Source organism: Krasilnikoviella flava, assembly GCF_900167525.1.
GTDB classification, from domain to species: Bacteria; Actinomycetota; Actinomycetes; order Actinomycetales; family Cellulomonadaceae; genus Isoptericola; species Isoptericola flavus.
The window spans coordinates 934,890-951,834 of record NZ_FUZQ01000001.1 but is presented as its reverse complement, the minus strand read 5'-3'; the positions used below and the strand labels follow the sequence as shown (position 1 = coordinate 951,834).

General features: G+C 75.3%; 17 protein-coding genes and 1 tRNA gene. 11 read left to right on the top strand and 7 right to left on the bottom strand.

The window, feature by feature from the left end; all coding sequences use genetic code 11:
- The first annotated feature begins 58 nt into the window (after positions 1-58).
- Both B5Y66_RS04180 and B5Y66_RS04175 read left to right on the top strand, forming a co-directional pair.
- Complete coding sequence (locus B5Y66_RS04180; RefSeq protein ID WP_322788687.1) at positions 59-604, top strand: nucleoside deaminase; 546 nt, start codon at positions 59-61, stop codon at positions 602-604.
- Positions 605-658: 54 nt separating this feature from the next.
- The gene (locus B5Y66_RS04175) at positions 659-1,672 is read left to right on the top strand and encodes a transglutaminase domain-containing protein (protein WP_079571816.1); all 1,014 of its coding nucleotides are present in this window, start codon (positions 659-661) and stop codon (positions 1,670-1,672) included.
- A gap of 26 nt (positions 1,673-1,698) precedes the next feature.
- Here B5Y66_RS04175 and B5Y66_RS04170 read toward each other — a convergent pair whose 3' ends face one another.
- Positions 1,699-3,291 (bottom strand): phytoene desaturase family protein, encoded by a 1,593-nt coding sequence (locus tag B5Y66_RS04170; RefSeq protein WP_079571316.1) that lies wholly within the window; start codon positions 3,289-3,291, stop codon positions 1,699-1,701.
- A 113-nt stretch (positions 3,292-3,404) separates the two neighbouring features.
- Here B5Y66_RS04170 and B5Y66_RS04165 point away from each other — a divergent pair, with 113 nt between their 5' ends.
- Genes B5Y66_RS04165 through B5Y66_RS04155 form a run of 3 tightly spaced genes read left to right on the top strand, consistent with a single transcriptional unit; the run spans position 3,405 to position 6,255 of the window.
- On the top strand, positions 3,405-4,757 hold the full coding sequence (locus tag B5Y66_RS04165; protein WP_079571314.1) for a sensor histidine kinase: 1,353 nt from the start codon (positions 3,405-3,407) through the stop codon (positions 4,755-4,757).
- Positions 4,745-5,407 carry a response regulator transcription factor gene (locus B5Y66_RS04160; RefSeq protein ID WP_079571311.1) on the top strand — a complete coding sequence of 221 codons (663 nt, stop codon included), beginning with the start codon at positions 4,745-4,747 and terminating at the stop codon, positions 5,405-5,407. The genes B5Y66_RS04165 and B5Y66_RS04160 overlap by 13 nt, the downstream gene beginning before the upstream one ends.
- Complete coding sequence (locus B5Y66_RS04155) at positions 5,404-6,255, top strand: DUF4097 family beta strand repeat-containing protein (RefSeq protein WP_079571307.1); 852 nt, start codon at positions 5,404-5,406, stop codon at positions 6,253-6,255. The genes B5Y66_RS04160 and B5Y66_RS04155 overlap by 4 nt, the downstream gene beginning before the upstream one ends.
- Before the next feature lie 16 nt (positions 6,256-6,271).
- On the opposite strand, the gene B5Y66_RS04150 is transcribed toward B5Y66_RS04155, so the two are convergent.
- From B5Y66_RS04150 to B5Y66_RS04135, 4 genes are all read right to left on the bottom strand, one after another.
- Entirely contained in the window at positions 6,272-7,180 is a 909-nt protein-coding gene (locus tag B5Y66_RS04150) for an NAD-dependent protein deacetylase (protein WP_139820706.1), read from the bottom strand.
- Positions 7,181-7,348: 168 nt separating this feature from the next.
- Positions 7,349-9,148: a carbohydrate-binding domain-containing protein gene (locus tag B5Y66_RS04145; RefSeq protein WP_079571305.1), complete on the bottom strand. Its 1,800-nt coding sequence runs from the start codon at positions 9,146-9,148 to the stop codon at positions 7,349-7,351.
- Between the two features lie 26 nt (positions 9,149-9,174).
- Entirely contained in the window at positions 9,175-10,005 is an 831-nt protein-coding gene (locus B5Y66_RS04140) for a polyphosphate polymerase domain-containing protein (protein ID WP_079571299.1), read from the bottom strand.
- Entirely contained in the window at positions 10,002-10,610 is a 609-nt protein-coding gene (locus B5Y66_RS04135) for a DUF4956 domain-containing protein (RefSeq protein ID WP_079571296.1), read from the bottom strand. The genes B5Y66_RS04140 and B5Y66_RS04135 overlap by 4 nt, the downstream gene beginning before the upstream one ends.
- Before the next feature lie 607 nt (positions 10,611-11,217).
- Here B5Y66_RS04135 and B5Y66_RS04130 point away from each other — a divergent pair.
- On the top strand, positions 11,218-11,883 hold the full coding sequence (locus B5Y66_RS04130) for a PAS and ANTAR domain-containing protein (protein WP_079571293.1): 666 nt from the start codon (positions 11,218-11,220) through the stop codon (positions 11,881-11,883).
- Between the two features lie 6 nt (positions 11,884-11,889).
- On the opposite strand, the gene B5Y66_RS04125 is transcribed toward B5Y66_RS04130, so the two are convergent.
- Positions 11,890-12,462 carry a DUF2231 domain-containing protein gene (locus B5Y66_RS04125; RefSeq protein WP_079571290.1) on the bottom strand — a complete coding sequence of 191 codons (573 nt, stop codon included), beginning with the start codon at positions 12,460-12,462 and terminating at the stop codon, positions 11,890-11,892.
- Positions 12,463-12,701: 239 nt separating this feature from the next.
- Here B5Y66_RS04125 and B5Y66_RS04120 point away from each other — a divergent pair, with 239 nt between their 5' ends.
- From B5Y66_RS04120 to B5Y66_RS04105, 4 genes are all read left to right on the top strand, one after another.
- Complete coding sequence (locus B5Y66_RS04120) at positions 12,702-12,884, top strand: hypothetical protein (protein ID WP_079571288.1); 183 nt, start codon at positions 12,702-12,704, stop codon at positions 12,882-12,884.
- Between the two features lie 91 nt (positions 12,885-12,975).
- On the top strand, positions 12,976-13,686 hold the full coding sequence (locus B5Y66_RS04115; protein WP_079571286.1) for a PAS and ANTAR domain-containing protein: 711 nt from the start codon (positions 12,976-12,978) through the stop codon (positions 13,684-13,686).
- 104 nt (positions 13,687-13,790) lie between these two features.
- Complete coding sequence (locus B5Y66_RS04110) at positions 13,791-14,591, top strand: SDR family oxidoreductase (protein WP_079571811.1); 801 nt, start codon at positions 13,791-13,793, stop codon at positions 14,589-14,591.
- Positions 14,592-14,635: 44 nt separating this feature from the next.
- A complete protein-coding gene (locus B5Y66_RS04105) occupies positions 14,636-15,082 on the top strand; it encodes a DUF6098 family protein (RefSeq protein WP_245806905.1) in 447 nt (148 codons plus the stop codon).
- Positions 15,083-15,136: 54 nt separating this feature from the next.
- On the opposite strand, the gene B5Y66_RS04100 is transcribed toward B5Y66_RS04105, so the two are convergent.
- Positions 15,137-16,645 carry a glycerophosphodiester phosphodiesterase family protein gene (locus B5Y66_RS04100; protein ID WP_079571284.1) on the bottom strand — a complete coding sequence of 503 codons (1,509 nt, stop codon included), beginning with the start codon at positions 16,643-16,645 and terminating at the stop codon, positions 15,137-15,139.
- A gap of 145 nt (positions 16,646-16,790) precedes the next feature.
- Between B5Y66_RS04100 and B5Y66_RS04095 the strand changes: the two genes are divergently transcribed.
- Positions 16,791-16,880: transfer RNA gene (locus tag B5Y66_RS04095), tRNA-Ser, on the top strand.
- Positions 16,881-16,945: the final 65 nt, after the last annotated feature.

Below are 16,945 nucleotides of genomic sequence, written 5' to 3'. Positions count from 1 at the left end.
GGGCCCCACGGTACCGGCGCGAGGGCCCGCGGCACCTCCCCGCCGTTAGCCTGGGCCTGTGACGTCCGACGCCGAGCCCGGCCGCGCAGCATCCGGCCTCGCCCTGCCGTGGGCCGACGGCGAGTTCCCCCCGCCCACGGTCAGCGGCCGGCGGCAGGTGTGGGACGCGCTCATGGGGATGGCGCTGCACGAGGCGTCGCACGCGCTGGCCAGCGACGACGTGCCCGTGGGGGCGCTCGTCGTCGACGCGGACGGCCGGCTCGTCGGGCTCGGCCGCAACCGCCGCGAGGAGGCCGGCGACCCGACGGCGCACGCCGAGGTGCTCGCGCTGCGGCAGGCCGCCCTGACCCGGGGCGAGTGGCGGCTCGAGGGCTGCACGCTCGTCGTCACCCTCGAGCCGTGCGTGATGTGCGCGGGCGCGCTCGTGGCCGCGCGGGTGCGGCGGCTCGTGCTCGGGGCCTGGGACCCGAAGGCCGGCGCCACCGGCTCCGTCTGGGACCTGGTGCGCGACCAGCGCGCCAACCACGCCGTCGAGGTGGTCGGCGGGGTCCGCGAGGACGAGTGTGGGCGGATCCTGCGAGACTTCTTCGAGTCCCGCCGCTGACGACGACGTGCGTGCGGGCCGATGAGCCCGGACGACGACGGAGGTCACCACGGCATGGACGCGACAGCACGCACGACGGCGAGCACGGCGGCACCGACGTTGGCCGACTACGCCCGGCACAGCGCGTACTCCGACCCCGGCCCGCACGCTGACCTGCTCGCCGCCGTCGCGCCCGACCGGGCCGAGATCGGCCGGGCCGCGTGCGCGACGATCGTGCACTACCGCGCCGGCGGGGTGCCGCTGCGTGACGAGCAGCGCGCGGACATCGACCGCTGGTGGCTGGCGTCGACCCTCGACGCCGCCACCGAGCGCCGCCCCGGACCGTTGACGGAGGGTCGGGCGCCGGGCCAGATGGTCGCGGGCTGCTGCCGCGACCACACCCTGTTCTCCCTCGCCGTGCTGCGCCAGCACGGCGTGCCGGCCCGGTCGCGGATCGGGTTCGCCGCGTACTTCGAGCCGCCGTTCTTCCACGACCACGTCGTCGTCGAGCACTGGGACGCGGCGGGGGAGCGGTGGGTGCGCTGGGACCCGGAGCTGACCCCCGACGGGTCCTGGGAGTTCGACGTGCGCGACATGCCCACCGGGCCCGCGTCGCCGTTCCCCACCGCCGCCGAGGTGTGGCGCGCGATCCGCGCGGGCGAGGTGGACCCGGCGTCGTACGGCGTCGGGCCGGAGCTGCCCGAGCTGTGCGGCAAGGACTTCGTGCGCGGCTACGTGATGCTCGAGCTGGCGCACCGGATGCGCGACGAGGTGCTGCTGTGGGACGTGTGGGGCGTCGTGCCCGACGACGTCCCGGGCGTCGCGGCGCTCTGGGCACAGGCGCGCGAGGACGGTCCCGAGCCGTCGTCGGCCTCGGCGCCCGAGCCGACCTCGGAGGAGCTGGACGCGCTCGCCGACGAGCTCGCCGCGCTGCTGGTCGCCGCCGACGCCGGTGACCCCGCGGCGGAGGCGGCGCTCGCGGCCCGCTACGCCGGCCGGTGGGCCGCACGCGGGCTGGTCACGACGCTCTCGCCGACCGGGCGGGTCGGGATCACCGACCTGCGCGGGCGCGCGACCACGTGGGCCTGACGGGGGCTGACGAGAGCCGGCGGGCGTCAGAGGGCCGCGACGCGGATCCCGAAGACGTCGCGCAGCGCGCGGCGGGCCGCGTGCCACCCGCCCATCCCGTGCACGCCGGGGCCGGGCGGCGCCGACGCGGAGCAGAGGTACACGCCGCCGGCCATGCGGTACGGGTCCGGGCGCAGGGTGGGACGGGCCAGCATCTGCCACATCGTCGCGGCGCCGGCGGAGATGTCCCCGCCGACGTAGTTCTCGTTGTGCTCCGCCATCCGGGTGGCGGGGATGCCGCGCACGCCGACGACGAGGTCGCGGAACCCCGGCGCGAACCGCTCGATCTGGGCGGTGACGGTCTCGGTGACGTCCACGTCGGAGCCCGCGGGCACGTGCGTGTACGTCCACAGGGGGCGCAGCTCGCCGTCGGGCGTGGTGCGCCGGCGCGAGGTGTCGACGACCGTCGGGTCGCTGACCAGGCAGACGGGCCGTGGCGCGTGCCGGCCCGCGGCGACCTCGTTCTCGGCCCGCGCCATCTCGGCGCGCGTGCCGCCCACGTGCACCGTGCCGGCACGGCCGACCGCCGGGTCGGCCCACGGCACCGGGCCGGAGAGCACGTAGTCCACCTTGGCGGCGGCGTTGCCGTACCGGAACCCCTCGAGCGCGCGCCGCAGACCGGGCGGGACGGCGGGGCCGAGCACGTCGAGCAGGGTGCGGGGCGTCGTGTCGAACAGGACGACGCGCGCGGCGGGCAGGTCCGCCGGGCTGAGCACCCGGTGCCCCGTGACGACCGTGCCGCCGTGGGCCTCCAGGTCGGCGACGAGCGCGGCCGTGATCGCCCCGGACCCGCCACGGGGGATCGCCCACCCGCCGTCGAACCCGCGAGGTCGAGGCGAGCGCCCGAGGTCGAGGTCCGGGACATCGACCTCGGGCTCCCCGCCTCGATCTCGGCGTGCCGGGGCCGCGTGCGCGAGCGCGCCGAGCAGCAGCGAGGTGCCCGCCGCGGACAGCGACGGCAGCCGGACGATCGTGTGCGCGGCGATGCCGCTGAGGAGTGCGGGCGCCGCCTCGAGGGTGAACCGCGCGTCCCACGCACGGGTGCCCTGCTCCGCGAGGCCCAGACCGAACCGGGCGGCTGCCAGCACGGCGCGCGCCGGGTCGGCGCCGTCGAGCACGCCGGGAGGCACGGAGCGCCGGTCACCCAGCGCGACGGCCACGACCGCCTCCCACTGCTCGGCGAGCGGGCCCAGCAGCGCGCGCCACGCGGCGCCGTCCGGGCCGAGCCGCTCCGCCGTGCGCTCCAGCGAGCGGTAGGCGACGCCCGCGGGGCCGTCCGGCAGCGGCTGCGCGTACGACGCCTCGGGGGTGAGCAGCTCGACGCCGTACGCCGGCAGGTCGAAGGCGCGGAAGAACGGCGACGCCCACGCCATGGGGTGCCCGGCGGAGCAGACGTCGTGCACGACGCCCTCCGGCAGGCCGGCGAGCAGGTCGCCGTCGTCCCCGGGCGCCAGGGTGCGGGCCCCGCCGCCGGGCGTCGCGTTGGCCTCCAGCACCGTCACCGAGAGCCCGGCCCGGGCCAGGGTGACGGCCGCCGCGAGCCCGTTGGGGCCCGACCCGACCACGACGGCATCAAGCATGTCGCCTCCTTCCGGCCGTCGTCCCGGGACCCCGGCGGCGTGGGATTTCCCTACCGTGACGACGTGGGTGCGCGGACTGTCCGGCCGATACGCCGCAGCCTAGTCTCGAGAGCATGACCAGCACGGACGCTCCCGGCCGCAGGGTCGACGCCGCCCCGGCCCTGACCTCCCGGGCCGGGCTGCTGCGCGCGCCCGTGGACCCGGCGACGGGCCGCGCGGTCGCGCAGCTCGCCGTCGGCACGGTGTGGCTCGCGAGCGCCGGCGTCGTCGTGTGGGTGCTCGTCGTGGTGTCGTCCGCCCTCGTCCCCGCCCTCGGGCTGGGGCTGCTCGCCCTCGGGGTCACCCTCTCCGCGGCCCGGTGGTTCGCCGCCCTCGAGCGGGCGCGGCTCGCCGCCCAGACCGGCGTCGTGGTGCCCGGACCGCGCCCGGCCGCGGCCGGGCTGCCCCGGTCGTGGGCCTCCCTCCGGGCGAGGCTGCGCGACGGGCGGGCGTGGGCGGCCGCGGGGTACGCGTTCGTCGCCATGCCGGTGTCGGCCGCCTTCCTCGCCGCCGTGGTCGGGCTCGTCGCGGGCGCGATCGCGTTCGTCGTCGTCATGGCGCGTGGCGGGATCGGCGCCCTCGGCGGCGAGGCAGGGCTCGCGTGGCCGGTCGCGCTGGTCGGCGGCGCCCTCGGCGCCGCCCTCCTGCTGTGGCTCGGGGCGGCGGTCGCCCAGGCCGGCACCACGCTCGTGCTGTGGCTGGCGCAGGCGTGCCTCGGGCCGTCCGCCGCGGACCTCGCCCGGGAGCGGGCGCGCGACGCCGAGCACGCGGCGACGGCGGCGCGGGAGCGCGCCGTCGTCCTCAGCGAGACCCGGTCGCAGGCCGTCGCCGCGGCCGACGCCGAACGCCGCCGCATCGAGCGCGACCTGCACGACGGCGCCCAGCAGCGGCTCGTCGCGCTGGGCGTGGAGCTCGGCGTCGCCCGCCGGCTCGCCGAGCGCGACCCGGCCGCGTCCGCCGCGGCCCTCGAGCATGCGCACGACGAGGTCAAGGCGACGCTCGCCGAGCTGCGCGACCTCGTGCGCGGCATCCACCCCGCCGTCCTGTCCGACCGCGGTCTGGACGCGGCCCTGTCCGCGCTGGCGGCCCGCAGCCCCGTGCCGGTGCGGGTCGAGTCGTCGCCCGACGTCTCCCGGGCAGGTTCGGCCGCGCAGGCGGCGGCCTACTTCGTCGTCGCCGAGGCGCTCACCAACGTGGCCAAGCACGCCGCAGCCGACACCGTCCGGGTGCGCGCCGACGTCACGGACGACGGCGCCCGCCTGCGCGTCGTCGTGGAGGACGACGGGCGCGGCGGCGCGGAGCCGTCGCCCGGCAGCGGACTCGCCGGTCTGCGGGGGCGCGTCGCCGCGCTCGACGGGGCCTTCGCGCTCGACAGCCCGCCCGGCGCGGGCACCCGACTCACCGTGGAGGTGCCGTGCGCATCGTGATCACCGAGGACTCCGTGCTCCTCCTGGACGGCCTCACCCGGCTGCTGGCCGCCGAGGGCCACACGGTGACGGGCCACCGCACCGCCGACGAGCTGGTCGCCGCCCTCTCGCGGCCTGATGTCGGGCTGCCCGACCTGCTGGTCACGGACGTCCGGATGCCGCCGTCGCACACCGACGAAGGGCTGCGCGCCGCGCTGCACCTGCGCAGCCTGCACCCCGAGCTGCCCGTGCTGGTGCTCTCGCAGTACGTGGAGCAGCGTTACGCCGCCGAGCTGTTCGCCCGCGGCGCCCGCGGGCTCGGGTACGTGCTCAAGGACCGGGTGGCCGACGTCGACGCCTTCCTCGACGCCGTCGACCGGGTCGCCGCCGGCGGCACCGTCATCGACCCCGAGGTGGTCTCGCAGGTCATCGCCCGCAGTCGCCGCTCCGACCTCGACCAGCTCACCCGGCGCGAGCGCGAGGTGCTCGCGCTCATGGCCGAGGGCCGCTCCAACACGGCCATCGCGGACCGTCTCGTCGTCGGGATGCCCGCCGTCGAGAAGCACGTCACCAGCATCCTCACCAAGCTCGGGCTGCCGCCCGACGCCGACGACAACCGCCGCGTCCTCGCCGTCCTGCGGTGGCTCGACGAGAACGGAGCCCGACCATGACCGCGACCGGACCCGCCCCCGTGCCCGCCCCGCCGGAGCCGCACCGCAGCCCCGTGGCGCGCGCGCTGCTCGTCACCGGCGCCGCCGTCGCCGTCCTGGCCGTGCTGTGGGGCGCGGTGTTCCTCGTCGACCGCGCGATGGCGAGCACGACGACGCAGCACGAGACGTACGGGTCCGTCCCCACGGTCGAGCTGGTCGCCGACGGGGACGTGACCGTCAAGGCCACCGACGGCGGCCAGGTCGAGGTCGACCGGATCGCACGCCACGGCCTCACCAGCCCCACCTACCGGGCCGACGAGGGCGCGGACCGGCTCGTCGTGACCCACGAGTGCCAGCGCTGGCAGTGGATCGCCAGCCGCTGCGCCGGGGACCTCGCCGTCACCCTCCCCGCCGACACCGCGCTGGTCGTGCGCACGTCCAACGGCGACGTCGTCGCGTCCGGCGTCGTGGGCGGCGCCGAGCTGCGGTCGAGCAACGGCGACGTCCAGGTCGCGGGCGCGGGCGGCGGGCTCGACGCCGGCTCCAGCAACGGCGACGTCGTCGTGGACGAGGCGGTCGGCGACGTCGTCGCGACGTCGTCGAACGGGTCGATCGAGGTGACGGGCGTCGACGGCTCCCTCGAGGCGGACACGAGCAACGGCCGGGTGGAGGTCGCCGGCGTGACCGGGGACGTCCGGGCCGAGTCCAGCAACGGCGACGTCACCGTCGTCGGCGACGGCGAGCCCGTGCGGCTCACGATCGAGACGTCGAACGGCGGGCAGACCACCGAGGGGCCGACCGACCCCGGCGCGGACCGCAGCGTGGAGGTCCGGTCGTCCAACGGGGACGTGGCGTACCTGCTGCCCTGAGGCCGCGCCGCGGCCGTCAGAGCCGGTCGGCCAGCGCGACGAGCGTCTCGGTGACGCCGTCGTCGACCTTGATCGTGGCGAGCGGGTCCCCGCGCGTCTCGCCGCGATTGACGATGACGACCGGCTTGTCCGCCTTCGCCGCGTGCCGCACGAACCGCAGCCCGCTCATCACGGTGAGCGACGTGCCCGCCACCAGCAGCGCGTCGGCGTCGTCGACCAGGGCGTACGCGCGCTGCACCCGCTCGCGCGGCACGTTCTCGCCGAAGTACACGATCTCCGGCTTGAGCACCCCGCCGCAGAACTCGCACGGCGCCGGCACGAAGTGGCTGGTCTGCTCGATGACGGCGTCCGCGTCCGGCGCGGTCTCGATGTCCGCGACGGTCGCGCCGTCGTCGAGCACGGACTCGACGAAGCCCGGGTTGAGCGCGTCCAGCCGCTCGGCCAGGTGCGCGCGGGAGATCACGCGCCCGCACTGCAGGCAGATCACCCGGTCGTAGCGGCCGTGCAGGTCGATGACGTGCCGTGAGCCTGCGTCCTCGTGCAGCAGGTCCACGTTCTGCGTGATGACGCCGCGCAGCACACGGCGGTCCTCCAGCCGGGCGAGCGCGCGGTGCCCCGCGTTCGGCTCCGTGCGGTGCACCACCTGCCAGCCCACGTGGTTGCGCGCCCAGTAGTGGCGGCGGAACGCCTCGTCGGCCACGAACTGCTGGTACGTCATCGGCGCGCGCTTCGGTGAGTCCGGGCTGCGGTAGTCCGGGATGCCCGAGTCCGTCGACACGCCCGCACCCGTCAGCGCCGTGACCGTGCGTCCTGTCAGCAGGCGGACGGCGTCGTCGATCGTGCCGTGGTGCACCACGGCGTCGGGCGGGAGCTCCCACCGCCGGTCCTGGTACGTCGGGGCGAGCGGCCGGGGCACGGGTTGCACGCCTCCGAGCGTACGTCGCGGGACGGGAGGCCACCCGTCCCGCCGAGGTAGTCCGGATCCTGCCGAGGTAGTCCATCTCTCCGCGAGGTAGTTCAGATCCTGCCGAGGTAGTTCGAACTACCTCGGCAGGACCTGAACTACCTCGGCAGGATCTGAACTACCTCGCGATCAGCTCGTGGTGGTGGACGACGACTGGTCGGCCTGGGTGCTCTGGTCGGTCGAGTCGTCCTGGGTGCCCGGCCGGCCCTGGCCGCCGCCGGGGCCGCCCATGCCTCCTGCGGGGGCCTCGCCCGCGGTGGCGGTGCCGATCTCCTCGCCGTCGGCGGTGAGCGTGTACGTGTCGCCGTCGGTGATCTCGGGGCCGCTGTAGACGACGGACTGGGCCGTCCTGGCGAGCGTGATCGTGGCGACCTCGGTGCCGTCGGCGTCCACGACCGCCACCTCGGTGCCGGCCTCGAGCGTCGAGTCGGCGGTGAGCGCCACCCAGCCCTGCGACGAGTCGTCGCCGGGGGCCTCGGCCATGCCCGACGAGCCGACCGCGAGCACCGTGCCGCCCGAGACGGTGAGGCCGCCGGCGGAGTCGAGCGCGCCGTTGCCGCCGTTCGTCGGGCCCTCGACGACGACGTCGCCGCCGCTGATCTCCGCGACGCCGTTGGAGTCCAGCCCGTCGCCCTCGGCGTCCACGTGCAGCGTGCCGCCCGTGATCGTCAGCGACGCGCCGTCCTGGACCTCGCCCATCCCGCCGCCCTGCGGCACCTGGCCGTCGGTGGGTGCCTGGCCGTCCGTCGGCGGCTCGCCGGCCGGCATCTCACCGGCCGGCATCTCGCCGTCGGCGGGCGGCTCCGGCGCAGTGCCCTGGTCCTGCGCCTGCTGGTCATCGGTTGAGCCCGTCGTCGAGTCGGTCGAGTCGTCGCTCGCGTCGTCGGCGGCGGTGTCGTCCTCCGCCTCCTTGACCGTCGCGTTGAGGCCGTCGTCGGTGGAGGTGATGTCGACGTCGCCGCCGGAGAGGGCGATGGTCGCGGCCTCGATGCCCTCCTCGGAGCCGGTGACGGCGAGCGTGCCGTCCGTGATCGCGACGTCGGTGAAGCCCTGCACGCCGTCGGAGCCGGCGTCCACGGTGAGCTCGCCGCCGGTGAGCGCGACGTACCCGGCGGTGGCGTCGTCGTCGGCGTCGGACTTCAGCCCGTCGCCGCCGGCGGTGACGTCGATCGTGCCGCCGGAGACGACGAGGTAGTCCTTGCCGCGGATCGCGTCGTCGGCGGCGTCGACGGAGATGCTGCCGCTCGCGATGACGAGCCCGTCCTTGCCGGTGATGCCGTCGCCTCCGTTGCCGACCACCTCGAGGGAGCCGTCGCCGGAGATCGCCAGGTCCGCGGTCGAGTAGAGGGCGGCGCTGGCCGCGTTGTCCGACGTCGTGTCGGCGTACTCCTGCGCGTCCTCCAGACGGTTCGTGGAGCCGTCGGCGAGCACGACGGACACCTGGTCGGCGTCCTGGACGTCGATCGCGGCGCCGGTGGAGCTGGTGACGTCCGCGCCGTCGAGCACGAGACGCACGACGCCGTCGGTCGACGAGTCGACCACGACCTGGCCGTCATCGAGGGTGCCGGAGAGCCGGTAGGTGCCGGGCTCGGTGATGGTGACGGTCGACCCGTCGACGGTGACGCCGTCGCCGGAGGCCGACGCGGTGTCGCCGTCGAGCGAGACGGCGACCTCGTCGGCCGCGTCCCAGGTCGCGTCGGCCAGGGCTGCCGTCTCGTCGGACGACAGGTTCTCCGCGAGGACGTCCTGCGCGGACCGGCCGGAGTTGTCCGTCGCAGAGATCTCGGCGGTGGTGCCGGAGCCGTCGGTCGTCGCGGACGTGGCGGAGCCGGCGTCGCACGCGGCGAGCGCGCCGACGGTCAGGGTGCCGGCGGCGGCGAGCGCCAGGGTGCGGGTCCAGAGGGTCTTCTTCGGGCGGGGGATGCGCATGGTTCGGTCCTCTCGGGGTGGGGAGGTCAGGCGACGCCGAGCCGCTCGCGCCGCAGGCGGCGCCAGGGGTGGTCGGGCAGGTCGGGCCGCAGGGTGGCGAGCCCGGTCGCGTACTTGGAGATGCGGTCGGGGCGGTGGCCGGCGCGCCACAGGGCGCGGTCGGCGGACGACGGCGCGGTGCCGGCCTTGGTCTCGACGACCACGAGGTCGCCGACGTCGGCCGTGCGGTCGCGGTGCGGGTCGGTGTCCGGGCCGGTGCCCGGGCCGGTGGACGCGAGCCGCCAGAGCAGGCCGGTGTCGAGCGTCATGCGGGCGTCGGGCAGCAGCACGGTGGTGCGCCGGTAGGCGGAGCGCAGCACGGGGGCGAGCTGCGCGGACGGGGGAGCGTCGAGGCGGGCGGCCGCGAGCCGGTCGTCGACGAACGCGAGGCCCGCCCCGTCCAGCGGGGCGGCGAGCTCCCACGGGCAGCGCTCCTTGACGGTGACGCCGCGTGCGGCGCGGGTCTTGACCTCCAGGAACGTCGTGTTCCCGGTGTCGACGTAGGTGCGGGTGCGCACCTTGAACCGGCGGCGACGGCGCCGGGCCGCCATCCGGAAGGTCAGCAGGTCGGCCGTGTCGTAGTAGGTGGAGTCGTACGTGAACGCGCGCTCGCCGTCGATCTCCAGCACGCGCGGGCATGCCCGCCCGGCGAGGGTGGCCAGCAGCGCGGCCACCTCGCCGGTGGTGAGCACGTACTTGCGGTCCACGCGCGTCTGCAGCGCGGCGGCGTCGTCGAGCTCCTCGAGGGTGACGGCGTCGCAGCCGGCCAGGCCCTGCGCGACGGCGGCCTCCGAGGCGCCCAGGGTGGTCGCCGTCATCGGGCCGCCGCCATCGCGCGCTGCTCGGGCTCGGCCTGCGCGGCCGAGGGCCGGGACCCCTCGCGGGGCAGCTCGTAGCGGACCTCGACGCGCGTGGTGTCGTCCGCGAGGTCGAGCTCCTGGACGTTGACGGACGTCACGCGGGCGCCGAGCAGCGCCTCGAGGTGGGCGGTGAGCTCGTCACGGTCGGCCACGGCGCGGTCCAGGACGATCGTCTGGCTGGCGTGGCGGGAGAGCAGCCGCGGGTGGTCGGCCACGGCCATGACCAGCAGGATGAGGCCCGTGCCGGCGAGGCTCATCCAGCCGCCCGACGTGCCGAGCCCGCCCAGCAGCCCCAGGGCCAGCGCCGCGAAGTAGTACGCCACCTCTCGCTGCGACAGCTCGTTGGACCGCAGCCGGATGATCGACAGCACGCCGAACAGGCCCAGCCCGAGACCGGCGGCGATCGAGCTCGACGCCAGCACGGCCGAGACCGCCAGCACCCCGACGTTGACCCCGAGGTACGCGACCACGAGGTCGCGGCGGCGGTGCCGGGGGAAGTAGAGGGCGAACGTCAGGATCGACACGGCGACGAGGTCGACGGCGTACAGGGCTGCGGGAGGCATGCGGGCTCCGGGGTCGTGGGGACCGTTCACGGTCAGTCGGTGGGGACGTCACCCAGTGGACACCGCCCGCTGAGGGAAGTGCTGGGCCCGGCCTGGGAGCGGACTGCGAGCGATGGGCGACGGCTGGGAACGCGCCTGAGCAGGCCCGACGTGCGGGCACTCGCGGGTCGTGCTGATCGTCCAGGCGTGACGAGGTCGACGGGACGACGGCGGGTCGCGGCGGGTGTGGTCGCCCTCGCCGTCGTGCCGCCCGACGCGGCGTCGTCGGACCGGCACCTCTACGCCCTCGTCGCCGGAGGTGCTCGCCGGCCACCCGCAGGAGCTCCTGGACGGACAGCTCCCGCACGAGCAGCCCTGACACCACGCAGGTGCCCGGGTACCGGGTGCCGCGCTGCTGGACATCCGGCCCGCGGCGCCCGCCGAAGGGTCGCCGCACGGACGATGGTGCAGGCCTCGGCGAGATGGTCGCCACTCGAGCGCGGGGAGCCTGCCTCCGACCCTGCCCCCGACCCCGCCGCTGTCCTCCCGTGGCGAAGGACGCTACGGTCGGGGTGAGTCATGAGGCGGCTTGATCTCCAGCGGCGTGAGCCACGACGGGAGGATCCACATGACCGACACCACATCATGGGACATCGAGGGCACCCTGGCCCTCGGCACCAGCCATCCGGTGGGCCGGTACCGGCACGATCTCGCCACGGGCACGTGGTGGTGGTCGGACGAGACGTACCGCATCCACGGCTTCGAGCCGGGCGACGTCGTCCCGACCACCGAGCTCATCCTGGCGCACAAGCACCCTGACGACCGGGACCGGGTCAGCCAGGTGCTGCGACGTGCCTGCGCCACCGGCGAGCCCTTCAGCAGCGTGCACCGCATCATGGACGCCCACGGCGAGGAGCGGACCCTGGCGGTCGTGGGGGAGGGGCACACCGACGCCGCGGGCGCCGTCTGCGAGCTGGTCGGCTACTTCACCGACGTCACCCCCGCGGTCACGCGCATCGCCGACGTACGGGCGACCCGGAGCATCCGGGCGTCGGCCGAGAGCCGTGCCACGATCGAGCAGGCCAAGGGTGTCGTCATGTGCGCGGTCCGCACCGATATCGAGGGCGCGTTCGAGTGGCTCAAGGAGGCCTCGAACCACTCGAACGTGCCGCTGCGCGAGATCTCGTCGCGGATCGTGGAGCTCGCCGCCGCCGGCAACGGGGACATGCGCCAGATCGCCGTCGAGCTGGCGGACCTCCTCACGAACCGGTCGGAGACCCCGGGCCCGCGCTGAGCGGCCTCACCCCGCCGTCCCGGGCACGTGCCGTGGCTCGCGCATGGCCTGTGCGACGTGGCCGCCCAGGTACCCGGCCGCCCCGACCACGCCCATGCCCGCGAGGGTCAACACGCTGCCGAGACCGTCGTGGCCGCTGCGCCGGGCACGCCACGACGCGAGCGCCAGGACGGTGCCGATCCCGTTGCACGTCGCGTGCACCGCGGCCACGCGGCGGGCGGGCTCGCTGAGCGCCCGGTAGTCGGCGAGGCCGGTGAGCGCCGTCGGCGGGGCGGCGAGCAGCCCCAGCCCGACGAGACGACGGGCGGCGGTGGCGTGCCCGTCCGGCCGGGTGACGTCGAGCGCGAGGGCGCTCGTCCACAGCCCGATCGGCAGGTCGGTGAGCACGCTGTGCACGGGGTGGCCGACGGAGCGGCCGCGGAGCTCGTCGTGCACCCGGCCCGGTGACGGCACCACGGTGCGGGAGATCCGGTCGTACAGGCCCGCCAACGGGTCGAGGCGCGTCGCGCGTTCGAGCGCCGCGGCAAGGCGCGGCAGCGGCCGGTCGGTGGGCGGTGGTGCGGGCTGGTGCGCGGGCATCGTGCCTCCTCGGGGCGACGGCGGCAGGGCCGGGCGGTCGCGGGGGTCGGCCGGGGCGCCCCTCCTTGACGCCGTCCCTCGACCGTAGGGCGCGTGCCCGGTGCTCGCCCTCCCGGGTCCGGGTGCGGGGTGCGCGCACCCGGCCCAGGGTGGGACGACGCGTCATGCACCCCCGCGAATGCCGCGTGACGTTGCCCGAAGGTCCTGACACCCTGTTCCCGAGAGCTGAGGAGAAGCCCATGAGCGAGCACCCCACCGAGCGCGACCGCCCGGACGAGGACGACCCGCGCCACCAGGCCGAGCGCGAGCGAGCCGTGCACGACGGCGACGCCGGCCAGGCTGCCGACGTCGGGGCCGTGCCCGGCGAGAAGCCGAAGGACGACCCCGACGAGGAGGGCGAGGACCGCTTCGACGCCGGGTGAGGACGGCGAGGTGGCCGTCCCCGGGCGGTGGCGCTAGCGTGGGAGGCCGGCGTCAGGAAGCGGCACCGACCCTCCCCATTCGGAGGTCACGATGACGACAACCTCACCTGCCGACACCGACCAGCTCGCCTCGGCGCTCGCCGTCGGCACCCATCTGCTGACCGGCTCCTACCGGGCCGAGGCAGGGACCGGGCGCTGGTCGTGGTCCGACGAGGTCGATGCGATGCTCGGCCAGCAGCCGGGCGCGATCGAGCCCGGCCCGGAGGCCCTCGAGTCCCGGCTCCATCCCGACGACCGCGACCGTGTGGTGCACGACGCCGTCCGCGTGCTGAGCACCGGCGGCCCCGTGGTCACGGCGCGCCGGGTGGTGGACTCCCACGGCCGCACGCGGACCCTGCTGGTCACGGCCCAGGCGCGGCGGACCCGCGACGGCGAGCCGCCCGAGGTGGCGGGCTACGTGGTGGACGTGACGCCGGTGCAGCGCGAGGCGGTGCAGCGCGACGTCCGCCGCGCCCTCGACAGCGCGTTCGTGTCGGCGGCCGCCATCGAGCGGGCCAAGGGCGTGCTCATGGCCGTGCACGGCGTGGACGAGGGGGCTGCGGAGAGCCTGCTCACGGAGGCGGCCGGCGCGACCGGCGCCACGCTGCGCGAGGCGGCCACCCAGATGATGGCGCACCTGGCGGACGGCGAAGGCTTCGGCCGCGGTGCCAAGGAGGCGGTGCGCGACGCGCTCGCCGCCGTGAAGCCCGCCAAGCGCCCGCACGTGCACGAGGCGCAGCTCGCGCGCCGTCGCGCGGCGTGACGCCCGCCCCTGACCCGACCCGCACGACCGAGGAGGACAGCTTGGCCGACGATCAGCAGTCGTTCCCCGCCCAGCAGCAGGAACCGCCCGGGCTCACCGGCGCGATGACCCCCACCCCCGACCACGGCGAGCAGAGCTACCGCGGGTCGGGGCGGCTCGACGGGCTGCGCGCCCTCGTGACCGGCGGTGACTCCGGCATCGGACGGGCCGTGGCGATCGCGTTCGCACGCGAGGGCGCCGACGTCGCGATCGGGTACCTGCCCGAGGAGGAGGAGGACGCTCAGGAGACCGCGAGGTGGATCCGCGAGGCGGGGCGCAGGGCGGCCCTGGTGCCGGGCGACCTCACCGACGAGGCGACGGCGCGCGGTCTGCCGGACCGGGCGGTGCAGGAGCTCGGCGGCCTCGACGTCCTGGTGAACAACGCGGGGTTCCAGATGGCGCGTCGCGACTCGGTCGAGGACGTCACGACCGACGAGCTCGACCGCGTGCTCAAGACCAACCTCTACGCGCTGGTGTGGGTCACGCAGTCGGCGCTGAAGCACCTGGGCGAGGGGGCGAGCATCATCAACAACTCGTCCATCCAGGCGTACGAGCCGTCGTCGTCGCTGCTCGACTACGCGTCGACCAAGGCCGCGATCAACAACCTCACGGTGAACCTGGCCGGCGAGCTCGGAGCGCGCGGCATCCGCGTGAACGCCGTCGCCCCCGGGCCGATCTGGACTCCGCTGCAGCCCGCCACCCAGCCGGAGGAGAAGGTGCAGAAGTTCGGGCAGGACACCCCGCTCGGGCGTGCGGGGCAGCCGGCCGAGGTGGCGCCCGCGTTCGTGTTCCTCGCCTCCCCGCGGGACGCGAGCTACGTCTCGGCGACCGTGGTCGGCGTCACGGGCGGCAAGCCGGTGTTCTGACCGCCGCGCCCGACGGCGCGACCGACCGTGTCGAGGAGGCGGACGTGGCGCTGCACGTGCCGGGCGGCCCCATCACGCTCGACGACGTCCCCCGCCTGCGGGCCCTGGGGGACGTCGTCGAGCTGCTCGCCGTCGCGACGCCGCTGTACGTGCGGTTCAGCGCGGGGCCGCTCGCCGACTCCTCGGCCGAGAGCCGCGACCACGAGAGCGGTTGCCTGCTGCCCGGGCTGAGCGTGAACCCGCTGGACCCGGAGCCGTGGTGGGACCGCCCCGTGGAGCACTGGGTGGCGCGGCAGCTGTGCCAGTACGCGCACCTCATGACGCCCGAGCGGTTCCCGTGGGCGCTCACGGGCGACGTCGCCGGGCGCGGGCCGGACTGCGAGCCGCTCCTCGTGGCGACCGTGCCGCTGGCGTCGATCGACGCCACCGTGGTGAGCGAGGCCGCGGCGCTCTATCCGCGGGTCTTCGACGCCGGAAACGACGGCACCTGACACCGCCGGTCGAGCCTGTCGAGATCGACGTCGGCAGGCTCGACCGGCGTGGCCTCAGCGCGAGACCGGGTCGAACTGCAGGTAGTCGAGGTTCCAGTTCTGGTACGCGTCGTCGGGAAGGCTCACGCGCACCGTGTGCGTGCCCTTCGTGAGGCGCTGCACCACGCCGCTGGCCTGCAGCTCCTGCTTGTTGTGGCTCGTGGTGCTCAGCACGGCGACACGCTCGCTCTCCGTGCCGCCGTCGAACGACACGGTGTACGCGCCGGCGGGCGTGTACGGGGAGGAGACGCGCGCGGACAGCTCGTAGCGGCCGGTGCGTGGCACGTCGACCTCGTACGTCAGCCACTCGCCGCCGCGCAGCCACGACACGCGCACGTTCCCGTCGGCGTCGGAGATGTCGACGTCCTCCCCAGGGCGCATGTCGAGCCCGCCGCGGTTGCCGGCGTCGACGTCGTGGTAGGCGACTCCCTCGCCGCCGGGGGCGAAGTCCTCGGCCTGCACGCGCACGCTGCCGCGCGGGGCACGATCTCCCTCGCCGGTGCGCAGCCAGCGTTCGAGGGCGACGACGTCGTCCGTCTGGATCATCGATGCGCGGAACGTGGTGACGAGGGACTCCCAGCCGCGGCTCGGGTCGATCAGCGACGCCTCGTCGGTGAGGTGGTCGGCGAGGCCGTTCCACATCGAGTTGATCCAGACCCGGGACCCGCCGGCGAGGCGCTCGAGGAACGGCGCCCGGGCGACGGCATCTTGCTCCGTGCCGAACACGACCTCGTAGCCGACGGGCTGGTCGTCGCCGAACTCGTCGAACGACGCGAGGTTGGCGTCGCTGATCATGTGCAGGTAGAGCGCGCCCGGGTGCGCCTCGCGGAACGCCTCGACCTCCGCGACCGGCGCGTCCGACTTGAACAGCCCGTTGCGCACCGTGCCGGTGTCGGCCAGGACGTCCCAGATCTCCTCGCGCGCCGGCCAGCCCTTGTCGAGGTTGACGAGGCCACGGTCGGCGGCGACCTCCATGGCCTCCGCGAGGGTGGGGACGCGCTCGTCGGTGAGGGCGGTCTGCGCCCCGCCGAGGTGCTCCTTGAGCCGCAGCTCGCGGATCTCGGCCAGGGTGAACGACGAGACCGCGCCGCTGCCGTCGGTGGTGCGGTCGACGGTCTCGTCGTGCATGAGGACGGGGACGCCGTCAGAGGTGAGCCGCACGTCGAGCTCGACGATCTCCGCGCCGTCGTCGAACGCCGCCTCGATGGCGGGCAGCGAGTTCTCGGGGGCGTCGCGCCACTGGCCGCGGTGCGCGGCGGTGAGGATCTTGGCGTCGTCGTCGTGGTCCAGCAGGTCGCGGTACGCGCGCTCGGCGTCCGTCCTCCCGCCGTGACCCTTGCCGCCGAACGCGAGGGCGGGGGAGGAGGCGGGCGTCGTCGTGACGCGCGTCTCGGCCGTCGTCTCGGCCGTGCTGGCGGCGTCGGTGCCGTGGGTGACGGCCGTCGTGCCGCCCACCGCAGCGGCGGCGGTGAGCGCGACGGCGAGGGCGGACGTGGCAGTGCGTCGAAGGCGTGTGGAGGGCATGTCCGCGACGCTAGGGTCCGCGGGCTACCCGGCGCGGGACCGCCGGGCGACGCCTGGGTGAAGACTGGACGAACTCGGCCGCCGCGGGACGATTTCGGGTCTGCGGTTCCGTTGGGTATCCTCGGACGGCCGGTTCTTCCGGCGAGGTAGCGTGTCCGAGCGGCCTAAGGAGCACGCCTCGAAAGCGTGTGTGGGTGAAAGTCCACCGTGGGTTCAAATCCCACCGCTACCGCCACCCGAAGGGCCCCACCCGCGAGATTCTGCGGCTGTGGGGTCCTTCGTCGTTCCCCGTACTCCTTT

Coding starts and splice junctions, on each gene's coding strand:
- B5Y66_RS04175 (WP_079571816.1), top strand. CDS start 659: ATGGACGCGACAGCACGCACGACGGCGAGCACGGCGGCACCGACGTTG.
- B5Y66_RS04170 (WP_079571316.1), bottom strand. CDS start 3,291: ATGCTTGATGCCGTCGTGGTCGGGTCGGGCCCCAACGGGCTCGCGGCG.
- B5Y66_RS04165 (WP_079571314.1), top strand. CDS start 3,405: ATGACCAGCACGGACGCTCCCGGCCGCAGGGTCGACGCCGCCCCGGCC.
- B5Y66_RS04155 (WP_079571307.1), top strand. CDS start 5,404: ATGACCGCGACCGGACCCGCCCCCGTGCCCGCCCCGCCGGAGCCGCAC.
- B5Y66_RS04145 (WP_079571305.1), bottom strand. CDS start 9,148: ATGCGCATCCCCCGCCCGAAGAAGACCCTCTGGACCCGCACCCTGGCG.
- B5Y66_RS04140 (WP_079571299.1), bottom strand. CDS start 10,005: ATGACGGCGACCACCCTGGGCGCCTCGGAGGCCGCCGTCGCGCAGGGC.
- B5Y66_RS04135 (WP_079571296.1), bottom strand. CDS start 10,610: ATGCCTCCCGCAGCCCTGTACGCCGTCGACCTCGTCGCCGTGTCGATC.
- B5Y66_RS04130 (WP_079571293.1), top strand. CDS start 11,218: ATGACCGACACCACATCATGGGACATCGAGGGCACCCTGGCCCTCGGC.
- B5Y66_RS04125 (WP_079571290.1), bottom strand. CDS start 12,462: ATGCCCGCGCACCAGCCCGCACCACCGCCCACCGACCGGCCGCTGCCG.
- B5Y66_RS04120 (WP_079571288.1), top strand. CDS start 12,702: ATGAGCGAGCACCCCACCGAGCGCGACCGCCCGGACGAGGACGACCCG.
- B5Y66_RS04115 (WP_079571286.1), top strand. CDS start 12,976: ATGACGACAACCTCACCTGCCGACACCGACCAGCTCGCCTCGGCGCTC.
- B5Y66_RS04110 (WP_079571811.1), top strand. CDS start 13,791: ATGACCCCCACCCCCGACCACGGCGAGCAGAGCTACCGCGGGTCGGGG.
- B5Y66_RS04100 (WP_079571284.1), bottom strand. CDS start 16,645: ATGCCCTCCACACGCCTTCGACGCACTGCCACGTCCGCCCTCGCCGTC.